The organism is Humibacter sp., from assembly GCF_051954055.1.
In the GTDB taxonomy this organism is placed as follows: Bacteria; Actinomycetota; Actinomycetes; order Actinomycetales; family Microbacteriaceae; genus Humibacter.
In genome coordinates this window covers 1-16,171 of sequence record NZ_JBQCIE010000051.1, presented here as the reverse complement: position 1 = coordinate 16,171, position 16,171 = coordinate 1, and the positions used below count along the sequence as shown (strand labels likewise).

General features: G+C 68.7%; 19 protein-coding genes. 5 read left to right on the top strand and 14 right to left on the bottom strand.

Annotation, left to right across the window (positions count from 1 at the left end; translation table 11 throughout):
• A partial coding sequence (gene menD, locus ACTHNC_RS06400) for a 2-succinyl-5-enolpyruvyl-6-hydroxy-3-cyclohexene-1-carboxylic-acid synthase (RefSeq protein ID WP_440293758.1) occupies window positions 1-1,097 on the bottom strand: 1,097 nt, incomplete at its 3' end.
• Window positions 1,090-1,452: a PLDc N-terminal domain-containing protein gene (locus tag ACTHNC_RS06395; protein WP_440293757.1), complete on the bottom strand. Its 363-nt coding sequence runs from the start codon at window positions 1,450-1,452 to the stop codon at window positions 1,090-1,092. The genes ACTHNC_RS06395 and menD, both read right to left, overlap by 8 nt.
• A 116-nt stretch (window positions 1,453-1,568) precedes the next feature.
• Here ACTHNC_RS06395 and ACTHNC_RS06390 point away from each other — a divergent pair, with 116 nt between their 5' ends.
• The gene (locus ACTHNC_RS06390; protein WP_440293756.1) at window positions 1,569-1,868 is read left to right on the top strand and encodes a DUF4229 domain-containing protein; all 300 of its coding nucleotides are present in this window, start codon (window positions 1,569-1,571) and stop codon (window positions 1,866-1,868) included.
• Between the two features lie 100 nt (window positions 1,869-1,968).
• On the opposite strand, the gene ACTHNC_RS06385 is transcribed toward ACTHNC_RS06390, so the two are convergent.
• From ACTHNC_RS06385 to ACTHNC_RS06370, 4 genes are read right to left on the bottom strand one after another with little or no spacing between them, the layout of a single operon-like run.
• Window positions 1,969-2,934 carry a 1,4-dihydroxy-2-naphthoate polyprenyltransferase gene (locus ACTHNC_RS06385; RefSeq protein WP_440293755.1) on the bottom strand — a complete coding sequence of 322 codons (966 nt, stop codon included), beginning with the start codon at window positions 2,932-2,934 and terminating at the stop codon, window positions 1,969-1,971.
• A 24-nt stretch (window positions 2,935-2,958) separates the two neighbouring features.
• The gene (locus tag ACTHNC_RS06380; protein ID WP_440293754.1) at window positions 2,959-4,149 is read right to left on the bottom strand and encodes an AMP-binding protein; all 1,191 of its coding nucleotides are present in this window, start codon (window positions 4,147-4,149) and stop codon (window positions 2,959-2,961) included.
• A gap of 39 nt (window positions 4,150-4,188) precedes the next feature.
• Window positions 4,189-5,130 (bottom strand): 1,4-dihydroxy-2-naphthoyl-CoA synthase, encoded by a 942-nt coding sequence (locus ACTHNC_RS06375; protein ID WP_440293753.1) that lies wholly within the window; start codon window positions 5,128-5,130, stop codon window positions 4,189-4,191.
• 9 nt (window positions 5,131-5,139) lie between these two features.
• Window positions 5,140-6,381: an amidohydrolase gene (locus ACTHNC_RS06370; RefSeq protein WP_440293752.1), complete on the bottom strand. Its 1,242-nt coding sequence runs from the start codon at window positions 6,379-6,381 to the stop codon at window positions 5,140-5,142.
• 129 nt (window positions 6,382-6,510) lie between these two features.
• Here ACTHNC_RS06370 and ACTHNC_RS06365 point away from each other — a divergent pair, with 129 nt between their 5' ends.
• Window positions 6,511-7,542 (top strand): o-succinylbenzoate synthase, encoded by a 1,032-nt coding sequence (locus ACTHNC_RS06365; RefSeq protein WP_440293751.1) that lies wholly within the window; start codon window positions 6,511-6,513, stop codon window positions 7,540-7,542.
• Here ACTHNC_RS06365 and ccsB read toward each other — a convergent pair.
• The 5 genes from ccsB to ACTHNC_RS06340 are packed head-to-tail and all read right to left on the bottom strand — an operon-like array spanning window position 7,537 to window position 12,402.
• Window positions 7,537-8,601, bottom strand: a complete 1,065-nt coding sequence (gene ccsB, locus ACTHNC_RS06360) for a c-type cytochrome biogenesis protein CcsB (RefSeq protein ID WP_440293760.1) — start codon at window positions 8,599-8,601, stop codon at window positions 7,537-7,539. The genes ACTHNC_RS06365 and ccsB overlap by 6 nt on opposite strands.
• Before the next feature lie 52 nt (window positions 8,602-8,653).
• Window positions 8,654-10,333, bottom strand: a complete 1,680-nt coding sequence (gene resB, locus ACTHNC_RS06355) for a cytochrome c biogenesis protein ResB (RefSeq protein ID WP_440293750.1) — start codon at window positions 10,331-10,333, stop codon at window positions 8,654-8,656.
• Window positions 10,317-11,126 (bottom strand): cytochrome c biogenesis CcdA family protein, encoded by an 810-nt coding sequence (locus ACTHNC_RS06350; protein WP_440293749.1) that lies wholly within the window; start codon window positions 11,124-11,126, stop codon window positions 10,317-10,319. The genes resB and ACTHNC_RS06350 overlap by 17 nt, the downstream gene beginning before the upstream one ends.
• Complete coding sequence (locus ACTHNC_RS06345) at window positions 11,126-11,743, bottom strand: TlpA family protein disulfide reductase (RefSeq protein WP_440293748.1); 618 nt, start codon at window positions 11,741-11,743, stop codon at window positions 11,126-11,128. The genes ACTHNC_RS06350 and ACTHNC_RS06345 overlap by 1 nt, the downstream gene beginning before the upstream one ends.
• Complete coding sequence (locus tag ACTHNC_RS06340; protein WP_440293747.1) at window positions 11,740-12,402, bottom strand: histidine phosphatase family protein; 663 nt, start codon at window positions 12,400-12,402, stop codon at window positions 11,740-11,742. The genes ACTHNC_RS06345 and ACTHNC_RS06340 overlap by 4 nt, the downstream gene beginning before the upstream one ends.
• Window positions 12,403-12,500: 98 nt before the next feature.
• On the opposite strand from ACTHNC_RS06340, the gene ACTHNC_RS06335 reads away from it, so the two are divergent.
• From ACTHNC_RS06335 to ACTHNC_RS06325, 3 genes are all read left to right on the top strand, one after another.
• A complete protein-coding gene (locus ACTHNC_RS06335; protein WP_440293746.1) occupies window positions 12,501-12,899 on the top strand; it encodes an MmcQ/YjbR family DNA-binding protein in 399 nt (132 codons plus the stop codon).
• A gap of 124 nt (window positions 12,900-13,023) precedes the next feature.
• Window positions 13,024-14,388 (top strand): aspartate--tRNA(Asn) ligase, encoded by a 1,365-nt coding sequence (gene aspS / locus ACTHNC_RS06330; protein WP_440293745.1) that lies wholly within the window; start codon window positions 13,024-13,026, stop codon window positions 14,386-14,388.
• A gap of 29 nt (window positions 14,389-14,417) precedes the next feature.
• A complete protein-coding gene (locus tag ACTHNC_RS06325; RefSeq protein WP_440293744.1) occupies window positions 14,418-15,389 on the top strand; it encodes a formylglycine-generating enzyme family protein in 972 nt (323 codons plus the stop codon).
• On the opposite strand, the gene ACTHNC_RS06320 is transcribed toward ACTHNC_RS06325, so the two are convergent.
• From ACTHNC_RS06320 to ACTHNC_RS06310, 3 genes are all read right to left on the bottom strand, one after another.
• Window positions 15,390-15,692, bottom strand: a complete 303-nt coding sequence (locus ACTHNC_RS06320; RefSeq protein ID WP_440293743.1) for a Dabb family protein — start codon at window positions 15,690-15,692, stop codon at window positions 15,390-15,392.
• Between the two features lie 41 nt (window positions 15,693-15,733).
• Window positions 15,734-15,997 (bottom strand): glutaredoxin family protein, encoded by a 264-nt coding sequence (locus ACTHNC_RS06315; protein WP_440293742.1) that lies wholly within the window; start codon window positions 15,995-15,997, stop codon window positions 15,734-15,736.
• An 80-nt stretch (window positions 15,998-16,077) separates the two neighbouring features.
• Window positions 16,078-16,171, bottom strand: a 94-nt coding sequence (locus tag ACTHNC_RS06310; protein ID WP_440293759.1) for a 30S ribosomal protein bS22, incomplete at its 5' end; no start/stop codon positions are given.

Below are 16,171 nucleotides of genomic sequence, written 5' to 3'. Positions count from 1 at the left end.
CGGGCATCCTCGTCGAGCGAGCCCGCCTCGACGGATGCCACGATGCGCGCCGACCGGGCGGGGTCGTAGACCTCCTCGCCGACGGGCGCGACCACGACGACCTCGACGTCGTCGCGCTTCAACAGGGCCGGGACTTCGCGGCTGAGCGTCGGATGCCCGAACACGATCGCGCGCTGCACCCGCCCACCGAACTCCGGTTCGCGCAGCAGGCGCCGGTAGGCGACGACCAGGTTCGGTCCGAAGTGGGCCCTGCTCGACGCCTCGGCGATCAGCGGCCAACCGCCCGCGCGCGCTAGCTCTTCGGCGCCGGGTCCCGCTGCGTTGCCGGCGATCACGATCGTGCGGGGACCAGTGGGCAACGTGAGGTGCGGGCGGTCCAGCGCAGCAGGGTGCGGGCGACCAGATGGTGCGTCGTCGATGCTGTCGTCCGCCAGCTCGGCCACTGACTCGGTCAGGTCGGGCACGGCGACCGAGAGCGGCTCCCGGAACGCGAGGTTCAGATGCACCGGCCCGGTCTCATCGAGCGCAGCGGACCACGCCTGGCTCGCGAGCCGCGTGTAGGCATCCGTCTCGCCGTCGGCCCCGGTCGGCGCTCCCACGTCGAGTGCGCGGCGAACGGCAGCACCGTACATGCCGGCCTGCACCGTCGTCTGATTGGAGCGGATGCCTCGCAGTTCGCTCGGCCGATCGGCCGTGAGCACCAGCATGGGCAGGTTGGAGTGATGCGCTTCGAGAACGGCGGGGAGCAGGTTCGCCGTGGCCGTGCCGCTGGTGGTCACGATCGCGGCCGGACGCCCGGTCTCGGCGGCGATACCCAGCGCGAGGAATCCGCCGACCCGTTCGTCGATGCGCACGTGGAGCTCGACGGCGCCGGCCCGTTCCAACTCGGCGGCGACGAGGGCGAGCGCCTGGGACCGCGAGCCGGGACTGAGCACGATGTGCCTGAGACCCTCGCGAACGAGTTGGGTCAGCAGGGCGAGGGCGGCATCCGTGGCCGGGTTGCCGGTTCGTGGCACGGCGTGGTCCGCGAGGCCGTCGGGCGCGAGCGAAGTGGTGCCCTGGAGCCGGGACCCGCGCTGATCCGCGGGCTCAGGCATCCCGGCGGCCGTCGGAGTCGCCGGACTTCTTCTTCGGCGTGTCGTCGAGGTCGGAGAGTTCCTGCTCCAGGCGGCGGATGCGTTCCTGCTGCCGGCGGTCGCGCTCCAGGTTCCTGAGGAACTCGGGGTCGTCGTCGGGGGCGATCGTGCGCACGCGGCCGCCGTTTCCGCGGCGCGGACGGCCAACGGTGAACCACAGCACGCCACCGATCACGGCGAACACGACGACGATCGGGATCCACGCCGCCTTCGGCACTCCGCGCACGCGCTCGCGCTCGGCCATCGCGCAGTCCACGATCGAATTGATGTAGAACAACGCGGCGATGACTCCGACGATGAGCCACACGCGAATCATGTGGACATGTTAACCCGCGCACCTCGCGGGGGACCCTGAGAGGTCCCGCCGAGAAAGAGGGGTGCGGCGGACCGTTCCCAGGGCGTTCCCCGCGGCCGTCTCCCTACACTTGAACGGTGAAACACATTCCGGCATGGCTGACCTACACCGTGCTGCGGCTCCTGTTCGTCGCCGTCCCCCTGGCGATCCTGTTGCTCCTGCTGCCGATCGATCTCTGGTACATCTCGGCGGTGGCCGCTGTCGTCATCGGGTTCTGCCTCTCGTACCTCTTCCTGCGCGGCCCACGACAGGCCGTCGCCGGCCAGCTCGCCACGGTCGGAAAGCGTGACCGTCGGGTGGCGAAGCCGAGCGCCGACGACGAGGTCGAGGACGCTGCGGTCGACGCCGCCGAAGGCACACCGAACAAGCGGAACTGACGCGACACGCTCTACGAGGCGGCGGCTCGCGCGCCGACGCCGAACGCAGCCGCGCAGCCACGTCGACCGCCTTGCGCCGCCGCTTGCGCGCCGCATCAGATCACAGCGGTGACCAGGCGAGCGCGGCCGCGAGGAACGCGGCATACGCGAGCGCGCTGATCGAGGTGAGCTGAAGCGCCGTGATGAGTTCGCGCGGTGTGCGTCCGAACAGGGTGATGATCACGGCCGGCAGCGCGGCGATCAGGGTGAAGAAGCCCAGCCATCCGAGCGTGTACAGGAGGCTGATCATCGCCAGGATGACGAACGGTACCAGCACGAAGACCGCGTAGAGCACGCGAGACCACGCCCGGCCGATGAGCACGGAAAGCGTGCGCTTGCCCGCCTGCTTGTCCACGTCGATGTCGCGCAGATTGTTCACCACGAGCACCGCGCAGGCGAGCAGCCCGACGGCGACGGCACCGAGCCACGCCACCTGCGACACGTTCAGCACCTGCACGAACATGGTGCCCGCGGTGGCGACGAGCCCGAAGAACACGAAGACGAACACCTCGCCGAGCCCGTAGTAGCCATACGGATGCTTGCCACCGGTGTAGAACCAGGCCGCAACGATCGCCGCGGCGCCGACGATGAGCAACCACCACTGGTGTGAAGCGATCACGAGCAGTAGCCCGGCGACAGCAGCGAGGCCGAAGAACACCAGCGCGACGATCAGCACCGCGCGCGGGCTCGCCTTCCCCGAACCGGTGAGGCGACTCGGGCCGACGCGGTAGGCGTCCGTTCCGCGAACACCGTCGGAGTAGTCGTTCGCGTAGTTCACGCCGATCTGCAGGCAGAGCGCGACGGCGAGGCAGAGCAGGGCGCGGATCCAGTGGAAGACGCCAGGGTTGCTGGCATCCACGGCGGCACCGGTGCCGACGAGCACGGGCGCGATCGCCAACGGCAGTGTGCGCAACCGCGCTCCGCCGACCCAGTCGCGGAACGTCGCGGGCGCCACCGCGCCCCGCTTGCCGGCGGGATGCCCGCCCTTGCGCTTCGACTTCGGCTTGTTCCGCGCGCTGTTACTCACAAGGGGGAATTTTAGGGGGAGCGCTTATGCACCTCTGATCGAGCCCGCGACTCGGTCGGCGATCGCGACGCGGTCGGGCTTGCCCGAAGCGAGCAGCGGCATCCGGTCGAGCAGCACCAGGTGGGCCGGCGCGGCCGCATTCCCCAGCTCGGACCGCACCAGCACGCGCAACTGGGCGAGTTCGGTCTGTGGATGCCCCGCAACGGCGACCGCGGGCACCTGCCCCCACTCGGCGCTCACCGCGGCGACCACCACGGCCTCCTCGAAACCGGGACGGCGGCGGATGACGCGCTCGACGGCATCCAGAGAGACCTTCTCGCCGCCCGAGATGATCACGTTGTCCGCCCGGCCCGTGACGCTGAGTCGACCGTCGGCGTCCACGGTTCCGAGGTCGCCCGTTCGGTACCAGCGGATGCCGTCTGCGGTGTGGAACGCGGCATCCGTTCGCTCCCGGTCGAGCGCGCCGGTGTCGTCGAGGTAGCCCTCGGCGAGCACGGGGCCGCTCAACTCGACATGTCCGTCGACCTCGCGCGCGCGGACGGTGCCGATCGGGGCGCCGTCATACACGCATCCGCCGCCGGTCTCGCTCGAGCCGTAGGTGCGCACGATGCGGAGGCCGGCATCCAGGGCGCGGCGTCGCAGCTCGGGTTGCAGCGCCTGGCCGCCGATGAGCAGCGCGTCGAAGCGGCGCAGGGTGGCGAGCATGGCGTGGTCGCCGCGGGAGGCGGCATCCGTGGCGGCGTCGAGCAGCCGCGCGAGTTGCACGGGAACGAGTGACGTGAAGCGCTGGTCGGAATCCAGCCGGTCGGCCGCGGCGCAGAACGCGGCCGGGTCGAAGTGTCCGGGGGCGAGGATGATCGGCTCGGTTCCTGCCGCGATCGAACGCACCAGCACGTTGGCGCCCGCGATGTAGTGCGCCGGGAGGGCCAGCACCCAGCGTGCGACGCCCGGTTCCTGTCCACCGATCGCGCCGGCGGATGCGGCGGCGCTGGCCAGCAGTGCGTCCGCGCTGAGCGCCACCCGCTTCGGTACGCCTGTGGAGCCGGACGTCTCGACCACGAGCGTGACGTTGCGGGGAACCGAGCCGGCCTCCATCGTCTGGCCCGCGCCCTGCCTGGGAAGCACGGCCGGCCCGTCACCGGTGAGCGCGTTGCGGAGCGCCACGTGCACCGCGTGCGGATCGCCGGCGTCGATGACGATCAGCGAGCGGCTCACGCCTCCACGCTACCCGCGCGCGGCATCAGGTGCGGAGCGTCAGAACTGCCACGGGAACGGCGACCAGTCCGGGTCGCGCTTCTGTAGGAAGGCATCCCGCCCTTCGACGGCCTCGTCCGTGCCGTACGCGAGTCTGGTCGCCTCACCGGCGAACACCTGCTGGCCGACGAGACCGTCGTCGACGGCGTTGAACGCGAACTTGAGCATGCGGATGCTCGTGGGCGACTTGCCGAGGATGATCCGCGCCCACTCGATCGCGGTGCGCTCGAGTTCGGCGTGCGGAACGACGGCGTTCACGGCGCCCATCTCGTACGCTCGCTGTGCCGAGTACTCCTGCGCGAGGAAGAACACCTCACGCGCGAGTTTCTGCCCGATCTGCCTGGCGTAGTACGCGCTGCCGTAGCCGGCGTCGAAGGAGCCGACGTCGGCATCCGTCTGCTTGAACTTCCCGTGCTCGGCGCTCGCGATGGTGAGGTCGCATACCGCGTGCAGCGAGTGGCCGCCGCCTGCCGCCCAACCGGGCACCACGGCGATGACCACCTTGGGCATGAACCGGATGAGCCGCTGCACCTCGAGGATGTGCAGGCGTCCCACCGCGCCATGGCTCCCGGGCTTCTCGGCCGTGCCTCCCGCGCCGTCGATGATGGAGGTCTCGGAATCCGAATACTTGTATCCGTCGCGGCCGCGGATGCGCTGGTCGCCGCCCGAGCAGAACGCCCAGCCGCCATCCTTCGGGCTCGGACCGTTGCCGGTCAGCAGCACGACGCCCACCCGCGGGTTCTGCCGCGCGTCGTCGAGCGCCGTGTAGAGCTCGTCGACGGTGTGCGGCCGGAACGCGTTGCGCACCTCCGGGCGATCGAAGGCGATGCGCGCGATGCGTCCGTCGTTCGAGAGGTGGTACGTGATGTCGGTGAAGTGCTCGGCGACGGATGCCTGCACCCACTGCCCCGCGTCGAACAGGTCCGAGATCTGCTGGCTCATGCCTCCAGCCTAGGGACGCTCGAGGTCGCCCGACCCTGTGCCGAGCCACTCCCGGGCCGCGACGACGAGGGCCTGTACGCCGATCTCCAGCGTTGGATGGATGAGCGGGGCGAAGTGCGGGGAATGGTTCGAGGGCACGTCGGCATCCGTCGTCCCGTTCGCCACGGCGCTCGTGAAGAGCCGGGGATCCATTCCGCCGAGCAGCCAGTACACGATCGGCGCCTGCGCCGCGATCGCGAGCGCTCCGACATCCTCGCTGCCGGTCACGGCGCCCGGATCGAGCACGCGCTCGTCGCCGAGCGTCGCGCGGAACGCGTCCATGGTGCGGGCGGTCGCCTCCTCGTCGTTGTGCAGCAGCGGGAACGAGTCCGTGACGGTCACGTCGGGCTTGCGGTCGGCACCGGATGCCGCCGCCTCCGCCTCGGCGATGCGCGTCACCGCGGCGACCACTCGGTCGCGCACCGCGGTGTCGTACGTGCGGATGTTGATGCCGAGCGTGGCATCCGGCGGGATGATGTTGACCTTGGTTCCGGCGTGCATCGTGCCGACCGTGACGACCGCGGTCTGGCCGCCGGCGATCTCACGGGACACGATGGTCTGCAGCCGCATCACGGTCGCGGCGGCCATGACGACCGGGTCGACCGTGGTCTCGGGCCGCGAGCCGTGGCCGCCCTTGCCGTGCAGCGTGATGAGCAGGTCGTCCGTCGCCGCGAACGCAGGGCCGGCGTGGGCGCCGACCATGCCGGCGGGTGCCGGTGCGACGTGCTGGCCGAGCACGATGTCGGGCTTCGGCGCGCGGTCATAGAGGCCGTCTGCGATCATCTCGAGCGCCCCCGACCCCTGCTCCTCGGCCGGCTGGAACAGGAAGACGATGGTCCCGCTCCACTCGGAGCGCGAACCGGTGAGCACCTCTGCGGCGCCGAGCAGGCACGTGACGTGCACGTCGTGGCCGCACGCGTGCATGACGGAGACCTCGTTGCCGTCCGGGTCGACTCCCCGCTCGGTACTCGCGTACTCGAGCCCCGTCTCCTCGGCGACGGGGAGGGCATCCATGTCGGCGCGCAGCAGCACCACGGGCCCGTCGCCGTTCTTCAGCACGCCGACGACGCCCGTGCGTCCCACGCCCTCGATCACGTCGATGCCGAGCCCGCGCAGCCCGTCGGCCGCGATCTTCGCCGTGCGGTGCTCCTGGTACGACAGCTCGGGATGCCTGTGCAGATCCTTGTATGTCTCTTCCAGATCGATCGCCATCGAAAGTCCCCTCGCCTAGAGCACCGACGTCGAGCGACGCCGCACTGAGCCAGTCTGCACCGGATGCTTACGGGGACGAGAATGGAAGTGCGGTGACGCGTCCGCCCGCGCGCTGACACACTGGTGAACATGGCCGACCATCGCGCACTGTTGCCCGCCGCCGATCTTCCACCGCTGGAGGACGTGCTGGCTGATGCCCGGGTCGTCGCGCTTCCGATGGTCACGCGATTTCGTGGCATCACCGTGCGCGAGGCACTCCTCACCAGGGGGCCGCGCGGCTGGACCGAGTTCTCGCCGTTCGTGGAGTACGGGGACGAGGAGGCGGCCGCGTGGCTGGCCGCGGCGATCGACTTCGGCTGGGGGGAGGACGCCGAGCCGCTTCGCGACTCGGTGCGCGTGAACGCCACCGTGCCCGCCGTTGCCGCGGATGACGTGGCATCCGTGCTCGCGCGGTTCCCAGGCTGCGGCACAGCCAAGGTCAAGGTCGCCGAGCCCGGCCAACGGCTCGCGGACGACGTGGCGCGCGTCGCAGCGGTGCGCGAGGTGCTGGGCGCGGAAGGTCGCATCCGTGTCGATGCCAACGGCCTGTGGAACGTGGACGAGGCCGAGCACGCCATCCACTCGTTCGCGCCGTACGACCTCGAGTACGTCGAGCAGCCGTGCGGGAGCGTCGAGGAGCTCGCCGAGGTGCGACGCCGCGTGAAGTACATGGGCATCCCGATCGCGGCGGACGAGAGCGTACGCAAGGCGTCGGACCCGCTCGCGGTAGCGAGGGCGAACGCGGCGGACGTGCTGATCCTGAAGGCGCAGCCGCTCGGCGGCATCCGGGCGGCTCTGGAGATCATCCGCCTCGCCGGGCTGCCCGTCGTGATGTCCAGCGCGATCGACACCTCGGTGGGACTCGCCATGGGAGCGATGCTCGCGGCATCCGTTCCGCACCTCGACTATGACTGCGGCCTCGGCACGGCTGCGCTGCTCGGAGCGGATGTCACGCGCGAGCCGCTCACGCCCGTCGCCGGAGCGATCCCGGTTCGCAGGGTCGAGGTGGACGAGGCGCTCCTCGACGAGCATGCGGCAGATGCCGACCGTCGCGACTGGTGGTTCGGCCGCGTCGAGCGGTGCTACTCCCACCTCACGGCGAGCGTCTCGCAGGGCCTATGACAGGCCGCTGTACGAGTGCAGGCCGTGGAAGAACACGTTCACGATGCCGAAGTTGAACATCACGGCGCTGAAGCCGATGATCGCGAGCCATGACGACCGGGTGCCGCGCCAGCCCCGCGTTGCCCGGGCATGGATGTAACCGGCGTAGATGACCCAGACGATGAACGTCCAGACCTCTTTGGTGTCCCAGGTCCAGTACGCCCCCCACGCCTTCTCGGCCCAGATGGCACCAGCGATCAGGGTGAACGTCCAGCAGATGAAGCCGACGATCGTCACGCGGTAGGCGAGGTTCTCCAGCGTCACCGATCCGGGAAGCGTTCCGAGGAACCGCAGGTTGGTGGGAAGCTCCTGCTGCACCCTGTGCTCACGGCGCACCTGGAGCAGCTGCGCCACCGAGAGCCCGAAGCTGAGCGCGAAGAACGCCGTGCCCAGCATCGCGACCAGGATGTGGATGACCAGCCAGTACGACTGCAGCGCCGGCGGCAGCGGCACCACGGGCACGTAGTACACGGTCGTCGCCAGCATGAGCACGAGGCAGACGAAGCCGAGCACGAACGTGCCGAGGTAGCGCAGATCGGACCAGAGGTTCGCCACGAGGAAGATGCCGACGATGATCAGCGTCGCCGTCATCGAGAATTCCCACATGTTCGCCCACGGCACGCGGCCTGCGGCGAGACCGCGCAGCACGTCGGCGCAGAGGTGGAGCACCCAGGCGACGATGGTCAGGGCCATCGCCACGCGCAGGCTGGTCGACTTCGCCCGCCCGTTGTGCGTGTCCTCTTCGAGGCGTGAGGTGATCCGCGCGACCGGTCCGGTGCCGCCACGGCCGCCACCGGCTGTCGCCGCGGGCGCGACGGCAGTGGCCGTCGCCTGCCCGGAGCCACCGACGGCTGCGACGGTTTCGCTCTGCACGGCGCCGGCCTCGACGAAGACGAGGTCTTCGGCGGGTGCGGCGCGACGGGATGCCGCGCTCTTGACGGCCCCCGGGATCGTGGCCCGTGCACTGCGTCTCGCCAGGTCGAGCGCGAACGCGATGAACGCGATGACATAGAGGCCCATGGCCACATGGATGAAGATCTGCGAGAACGTATCGAGCACGATGTGATGAATCCTACGTCGGTTGGCGGCTCGCCCGGACAGTGGAACGGCCGGTCAACTGGGCGATGTGACGATCGGCGAGGGAGGCGACAGCGTCGTCGAGCCTGGGGTCCTCACCCCTGGCGAGGCCCGCGTATTCGAGCCGGAGGGAGCCATCCTCGAGCGTGATGGCCTTCATCCAGAGCCTGCGGCGCGGCACGAAGAGCGAGGTGAGGAGCCCGCCGAGCACGAGAACGGCGAACAGCAGCACCCAGCCCTCTGTCGGGTCGTGGTGGATATCGAGGCTGACAAACCGCTTGACGCCGTCGAACGTCAACGTGCCGAGTCCGTTCGGCAGCGACACCGTCTGCCCGGGCGTGAGCTGAAGACCTTTAGTCGGAGCACCCGGCCCCGCGATCTCCTTCAGCTTGTCGATGTCGAGCGCGTACACCGACACCGGCACGCCCTTGTCGAGCCCGAGGTTCCCCTGGTAGACGGAGAGGTCGAGCATGGGCTTGCGCACGTCGGGGAAGCTCGACGTGTAGGCGCCGCTCGACAGCTTCTCGGCCGTCGGATAGAACAGTCCGATCATGCCGAGCTGCTGCTTCAGCCCGTCCGGCACCTTGACGACGCCCTGCGACATCATGTTCGCCGACTGCTCCGGGAACGGGACGATGTCGTGGAACACGGCCTTGCCGCTCGGGTCGCGCACCGTGATCTCGGGGGCGTAGCCGTTGCCGAGCAGGTAGACATCCGTTCCGCCGATGCCGAGAGGCTCGTTCACCTTGATGGTGCGCTCGGTCGTCTTGCCGTTCTCGGTCGCCTCGACGTACGCCGTATAGTCCAGCGGCGCGCCCAGCGCATTCTTGTTCGTCGTGTCGTACTTCACGTCGAGTCCGGTGACCTTGAGCGAGTACGGCGACATCGTCCCGGTGTTCAGGAAGCGGCCCGGGTTGAACGAGTCGTAGTTGACGAGCGTGTTCACGAAGCTCTGTCCGTCGACGACCACCCGCTGCCCGGTGTATCCGAATCCGCCTCCGACGCCGACCGCGAGCAGGATGCCGACCAGCGCCGCGTGGAAGACGATGTTGCCGGTCTCGCGCAGGTATCCGCGCTCAGCGGACACCGAGGCATCCTTTGCCGTCTCCAGCACGACCGTGCGATATCCGGATGCCTTCAGCAGCTTCTGCGCGGACGTGACCGCCGCCTGCCTCGCGGTCGCGGCATCGGCTGCGCTGCCGTCGGAGGCGATGCCCTTCAGCACTCGCACCCGGAATCCGGCCATGCGCTGCAGGCGGGCCGGCGTGCGCGGCGGTTTCGCCCGAAGCGCCTCGAGGTGGTGCTTGATGCGCGGAACGACGCAACCGACCAGCGAGACGAACAGCAGCAGATAGATGGCGGAGAACCACACCGAGGTGTAGGTGTCGAAGACCTGCAGCTTGTCCAGGATCGGGTACAGGGTCGGGTGGTTCTGCTGCCACTGGACGACGCCGTTCGGGTCCGACGAGTGCTGGGGAACGAGCGACCCCGGCACAGCAGCCACCGCGAGCAGCAGCAGCAGGAACAGCGCCGTGCGCATGCTGGTGAGCTGGCGCCAGATCCAGCGCAGCCAGCCCACGAAACCGAGCTTGGGCTGGTTCAGGGCGCCGGCGTCCGTATCTTCGGTGTCGACGTGTCCTTCCGGGCGGATCAGGGTCTCAGAGCGCTGTTCCAAAGCTCGGGATCACCCCCGCCAGTGCGATGATCCATTGGTTCCAGACGCCGGAGACCATGAGGATGCCGATGGCGATGAGCAGCGCACCGCCCACGATGTTGATCGCCCGGATGTGTCTGCGGAGGAACGCGACGGCGCCGGACGCCCAGCCGAGGCCTAGTGCGATCAGCACGAACGGCACACCGAGGCCGAGCGCATAGAACAGCGCGAGCACGGCACCCTGCCAGGCCGATCCGCTGGAGTAGCTCATGGTGGTGATCGCGGCGAGCGTCGGTCCGGTGCACGGGCTCCAGCCGATCGCAAAGATGATGCCGAGCAGTGGAGCACCGGCGAGGCCGGTGAGCGGCTTCCACTGCGGTTTGAAGGTGCGCTGCAGGAACGTGAACTGACCGACGAACACGAGGCCGAGCAGGATCAGGATCACGCCGGCGATGCGGGTGATGAGGTCGCGCCACTGGATCATCCAGAAGCCCAGGGCCCCGAACACGAAACCGGTCAGCACGAAGACGGCCGCGAATCCGAGCACGAACAGCGCGACGCCGAGCACGAGGCGGCGCTGGCCGGTGCGCTCGGCGGTGCGGGTGGCGGTCGAGGTGCCTGCCGCTGAGGTCGAGCCTCCGACGACTGCCGCCGCCGAAGCCGTCTGCCCGGTGAACCCGCCGATGTAGGCGAGATATCCCGGAACGAGCGGAAGGATGCACGGCGACGCGAACGAGATGAGTCCGGCCAGGAGCGCCACCGGAACGGTCAGCAGGAGCGGTGCCGACAGTACGAAGTTCTCGACGCCGCCCATCACTGACCCTGAAGCGCCGAGTCGATCAGGGTGGTGAGGGTCGACGGCTGTGCGGCGATGTCGCCTGCGATGCGCGAGGCGATGCGGCCCTGCTTGTCGATCACGAACGTCGTCGGCGTCGCGTTAGGCCGCATTGAACCGCTGAATGCGAGCTGCACGGCTCCGCCGTCCGCGTCGAGGATCGACGGGTAGTCCACCTTGAACTCCGAGTCGAAGGCCTTCGCGGTCGCCGCGCCGTCACGCGTGTTCACCCCGATGAACTTCACGCCCTTCGGCTGATACTTCTCGGCGATCTTCGTGAGGTCGGATGCCTCAGCGCGGCAGGGCGGGCATCCGGCGTACCAGAAGTTCACGACGAGCACGTCACCGCGGGCGGACTTCGAGGAGAAGGTCGTGCCGTCTTCTGTGGTGCCGGAGAAGTCGATCGGATCGGCGCGGGCGGCCGGCTTCAGCTCGGTGACGCCGCTGCCCGCGATGTAGTTCTTGTCCTCGCCGGACGTGTATTGCTTCGCCAGCTCGTCGTTGCTGCACCCGGCCAGCAGCGCGCCGACGGCGAGCGCTGCCGTCACCACTGCGAGCGCGCGACGACGCCCGCCCCTCTTGATGGCGTCTCTCACACGGCCCCCACATCGGTGGAGTCGGCGGCGAGTGCGGAGGCGGGATCCGAGTATCCGACCTCGACCAGGCTGCCGTCGCGGCGTTCGAAGCTGGTGATGCTGGAGAGCGAGCAGCGGCGTTCGCGCGGGTCGTGCAGGAACCGCTCGCCGGCGACGGAGAGGTGTGCGACCCAGATCGGCAGCTGGTGGCCGACGAGTACCACGTCGGAGCCAGCGGAGTCCGCGCCGCGTGCGGCGGCCTCCGCGCTGTCGAAGGCGTCGTGGATGGCTGCGAGCATCCGCTCCTCGATCGACCGGTACGCCTCGCCCCAGCTCGGACGCAGTGGGTTGACCATCCACGGCCAGTTGATCGGGTTGCGCAGGGCGCGCGACATCACGGTGCCCTCGAAGCGGTTCGTGCCTTCGATGAGGCGGGCATCCGTCTCGATGGTGAGTCCGTATGCCTGTGCGATGGGAGCGGCGGACTCCTGCGTGCGCTGCAGCGGCGAGGCGATCACAGCGATGACGGGACGGTCGCGGGCGACGAGGTCGTCGGCGGCCGACTGCGCCATCGCCCGACCGAGTTCGGAGAGGTGGAAGCCGGACATCCTGCCATAGAGGATGCCGTCGGGATTGTGCACCTCGCCGTGTCGCACGAGATGCACCTGGGAAGCCGCCACTCTGCCAGTGTACGGACCGACCGATGGTGAATTTGCTGAGCGCTCGGGCCGTGGGACGGGGCGTAGCGTGCCTGATAGGCAGGATCGAGGAGGCCCGCATGCCGCAAGTGAGCTGGGACGACGTTCGAGAGCTCGCGCTGGCGTTCCCGGACACCGACGAGACCACCAGCTGGGGTCACGCCTTCTGGCGTGTCCACGGCAAGGGCTTCGTGTGGGAGCGTCCGCTGCGGAAGCCCGACCTGCAGCACCTCGAGCTGAGCGAGCAGCCCGGTCCCGTGCTCGGCGCGAAGGTCGACGACGAGCCCACCAAGTTCGCTCTCGTGGAGGACGACCCTGAGGTGTTCTTCACCACACCGCACTTCGACGGGTTCCCGGCCGTGTTGGTCTGGCTCGACAACGTCTCGCACCGATTACTGCGCGAGATCGTGACGGATGCCTGGCTCGCGGCCGCACCACCGAAGCTCGCCAAGGAGTGGCTGACCGAGCACCCGGACTGAGTAAGTTCGTGGCCGCGTGCCTCCACCTCGTTTCGACTGCAGAAGTGGCCCTGAGAGGCGCCCGGAAGAGCCACTTCGGCAGTCGAAACTGAGCCCGGTACCTGGGCTCCCGTAGAATCTCGGGGTGACTTCCCGCGTACTCGTCAAGAACCTCGCCGCCCGTGAAGACGGGCCCGTGACCGTCTCCGGATGGGTCGAGACGGTGCGCGATCAGAAGAAGGTGCAGTTCGTCATCCTGCGCGACGAGTCCGGCGATGTGCAGCTCGTGCATCCTCGTTCGGCTGCGCCCGCCGCCGAAGTCGTCGAGGCATCCGGTGACGTGCCCGTCGGCGTGAGCGTGACGGATGACGTCGCCGAGACGATCTCGTCGCTCACGCTCGGCTCCTTCGTGACCGTGACCGGTCAGCTGAAGCATGACGAGCGTGTGAAGCTGGGCGGGATCGAGGTCAAGATCGACACGCTCACCGTCGAGACCTACGCGCATCCGGAGATGCCGATCGCGTCGGACTCCAGCCTCGACAAGCGGCTCGACTGGCGGTTCATCGATCTGCGCCAGCCGAAGAACAACCTGATCTTCCGCATCCAGACGACGCTCGAGCACGCCTGGCGCACGTGGTGGATCGACAACGGCTTCGTCGAGGTGCACACCCCGACGTTCATGGCGACGCCCGCCGAGTCGCGCGCGGAGCTGTTCCAGCTCGAGTACTTCGACCTCGGCACCGGTTACCTGGCTCAGAGTCCGCAGCACTTCAAGCAGATGGCGCAGGCGGCGGGGTTCGGCAAGGTGTTCGCCATCACGCCGGTGTTCCGCGCCGACCCGTCGTTCACGTCGCGGCACGCCACCGAGTTCACGACGGTCGACGCCGAGATGAGCTGGATCGACTCGCACGACGACGTGATGGCGATGCAGGAGCAGTTGCTCGTCGCCGGCCTGACGGCCGTCAAGGAGAAACACGGCGACGAGATCCGCGAGGCTTTCGGCGTCGAGGTGGAGGTCCCGTCCGTCCCGTTCCCGCGCATCCCGCTCTCCGAGGCGCTGGAGATCGTGAAGGAATGCGGCTACACCGTGCCACGGGCCGACGGCGACATGGACCCCGAGGGCGAGCGGCAGATCTCCGCGTACGTCAAGGAGAAGTACGGACACGACTTCGTGTTCCTCACCGACTACCCGCTGAGCATCCGGCCGTTCTACCACATGGTCGACGAGGCGACGGGCCTCACGAAGAGCTACGACCTCATCTACAACGGAGTCGAGATCACCACCGGAGCTCAGCGCGAGCACCGCATTGACGTGCTCGAGGCACAGGCGGTGCAGAAGGGGCTCGACTTGGAAGGGCTCGAGTCGTACCTCGACTTCTTCCGCTATGGCATCCCACCGCACGGCGGGTTCGGCATGGGTCTCGCCCGCGTGCTCATGCTGCTGCTGGGCGAGCAGTCGATCCGCGAGACGACGTACCTGTTCCGAGGGCCGACACGGCTCACGCCCTAGCGGCAGGACCGACGCCCTAGCATCGACGTATGCCGACGCTGACCGAGATGGTGCGCATCCCCGCCGGCGACTACCTGATGGGGTCCGACCGGTTCTACGCCGACGAGGGGCCCGTGCACCACGTGCGGGTGGCGGAGTTCGAGCTCGACCGGCATCCGGTGACGAACGCGCAGTTCACGGAGTTCGTCGCCGACACGGGGTACGTCACGGTCGCCGAGCGCCCGCTCGATCCCGCCCAGTTCCCGGGTGCCGACCCCGCCGACCTCATTCCCGGTGCGCTCGTCTTCACGCCGACGTCGGGTCCGGTGAACCTCGCCGACTGGCGCCAGTGGTGGACGTGGGGCGCGGGCGCCAGCTGGCGGCATCCGTTCGGAGCCGAGTCCTCCATCGAGGGCCGCGAGGAGCATCCGGTGGTGCAGGTCGCCTATGAGGATGCCGCGGCCTACGCCGCGTGGGCTGGCAAGCGGCTGCCCACGGAGGAGGAGTGGGAGTATGCGGCGCGCGGCGCATCGGCCGACGGCCTGACGTATGCCTGGGGCGACGAGCCGCGCAGAGACGGCCGGATCATGGCGAACACGTGGCAGGGCCGCTTTCCGTACCTGAACACCGGAGCGGATGGCTGGGTCGGCACATCGCCGGTCGGCGCCTTCCCGGAGAACGGCTACGGCCTGGTGGACATGATCGGCAACGTGTGGGAGTGGACGTCCACGCCGTACTCACCGCGACACGACGTCGCGGTGTCGCGTTCGCTCGGGCTCACGGACGTGAGCGCGACGAGCGCCGGGCACTGTGCCGAAACCGGGGAGGAGGGCTGCACGTGCGGCCCGCAGGACGACCGTCGTGCGAGCACCGAGCCCGGTGCCGGCGCCCGGCGCCGAACCCTCAAGGGCGGTTCGCATCTCTGCGCACCCGAGTACTGCCTGCGCTACCGGCCGGCGGCGCGCTCGCCCGAGACCGAGGACACGTCGACCACGCACATCGGGTTCCGCTGCGCGCGCTGACTAGAAGAGGACGTCGACTCCTGCTCGGCCGACCGTGTTCGCTCGCACGAACGCGACCACCTCTTGGTGCACGGGGTGATGGATGTACTGCTGCAGGCCATCCTCGTCGTCGAACTCCGAGACCAGGACCACGTCGAAGTTGTCGTCGGCACCGGCGTTGTTGACCCCCACCTCGAACCCTCGGATCACGTCGATCTGCGACGGAAGCGATTCGAGCCGGTCACGGAGTTCCGCCTTCAACCGTCCGCGCTCCTCCTCGGAGTCTCCGGCCATCTTCCACGTCACCACGTGCCGAAGCGGCATGGTCCACCCTTCTGTTGTGTTGTCGACTCGTCAGATCCAGGTCAGGCGAGTCGTTCGGTCAGAGCGGCGGACAGCCGCTCCTTGTCCACGCGCCAGTACGTGTGCTGCCTGCCGTCGATGAGCACGACCGGGATCTCGTCGGCGTACCGGTCGAACAAGTCCGGTTCGTCGAGAATGGAACGCTCTTCGAGAGCGATACGCGACGGATCCGGCAGCGCCAACGTGACATCGCGGATCGCCTCCCGCGCGTCGTCGCACAGGTGGCACCCCGGCTTGCCGATGAGCGTGAGCTGGATGGTGGACACGTCAGAAAGCCTAAGCTCCGGCGCACTTGGATAGCGGAAATGCGAAAAGCGCCGGGCGGACCCGGCGCTTGTTCGTGGCGCTACTTCTTGTTGCGACGCTGGTGGCGAGTCTTGCGAAGCAGCTTGCGGTGCTTCTTCTTCGCCATGCGCTTGCGGCGCTTCTTGATAACGGAA

What these genes read in the sequence shown, in the direction of transcription:
- ACTHNC_RS06395 (WP_440293757.1), bottom strand. Translation starts at nt 1,452, where the DNA reads ATGATTCGCGTGTGGCTCATCGTCGGAGTCATCGCCGCGTTGTTCTAC.
- ACTHNC_RS06375 (WP_440293753.1), bottom strand. Translation starts at nt 5,130, where the DNA reads ATGAGCCAGCAGATCTCGGACCTGTTCGACGCGGGGCAGTGGGTGCAG.
- ACTHNC_RS06370 (WP_440293752.1), bottom strand. Translation starts at nt 6,381, where the DNA reads ATGGCGATCGATCTGGAAGAGACATACAAGGATCTGCACAGGCATCCC.
- ACTHNC_RS06365 (WP_440293751.1), top strand. Translation starts at nt 6,511, where the DNA reads ATGGCCGACCATCGCGCACTGTTGCCCGCCGCCGATCTTCCACCGCTG.
- ccsB (WP_440293760.1), bottom strand. Translation starts at nt 8,601, where the DNA reads ATGGGCCTCTATGTCATCGCGTTCATCGCGTTCGCGCTCGACCTGGCG.
- ACTHNC_RS06350 (WP_440293749.1), bottom strand. Translation starts at nt 11,126, where the DNA reads ATGGGCGGCGTCGAGAACTTCGTACTGTCGGCACCGCTCCTGCTGACC.
- ACTHNC_RS06335 (WP_440293746.1), top strand. Translation starts at nt 12,501, where the DNA reads ATGCCGCAAGTGAGCTGGGACGACGTTCGAGAGCTCGCGCTGGCGTTC.
- ACTHNC_RS06325 (WP_440293744.1), top strand. Translation starts at nt 14,418, where the DNA reads ATGCCGACGCTGACCGAGATGGTGCGCATCCCCGCCGGCGACTACCTG.
- ACTHNC_RS06320 (WP_440293743.1), bottom strand. Translation starts at nt 15,692, where the DNA reads ATGCCGCTTCGGCACGTGGTGACGTGGAAGATGGCCGGAGACTCCGAG.